We start from the raw sequence: 347 nt of genomic DNA on the forward strand, positions 1-347 counted from the left end.
TGGTGTCGCGCCGCGGCCCGACCGCCCCCGAAGCAAGAGAGCTTGAACGACGCCTAACCCGGCTAGGCGCCCACGTCAGCATCAGCGCCTGCGATATCAGCGACCCCACCGAGCTAGCCACGCTGCTGGCGGGTATCGATACCCCGCACCGGTTATGCGCTGTCGTACACACCGCCGGCGTGCTTGATGACGCCGTGGTCAGCAAGCTGACCCCCACACAACTCGACACTGTGTTAGCCGCTAAAGCCGATACCGCCTGGCATCTGCACCAGCTCACCGCAAATCAGGACCTGGATGCGTTTGTGTTGTTCTCCTCGGCGGCGGCAACCCTGGGCAACCCCGGACAA

The 347-nt window shown here is 64.3% G+C and carries 1 protein-coding gene; it reads left to right on the top strand.

The features are described from left to right. Positions 1-347 (top strand): KR domain-containing protein (locus tag F0Q45_RS27005; RefSeq protein ID WP_149656699.1); only part of this gene is annotated, 347 nt, incomplete at both ends.

The sequence above is a fragment of the Mycobacterium simiae genome (assembly GCF_008370645.1).
Taxonomy (GTDB): Bacteria; Actinomycetota; Actinomycetes; order Mycobacteriales; family Mycobacteriaceae; genus Mycobacterium; species Mycobacterium simiae_A.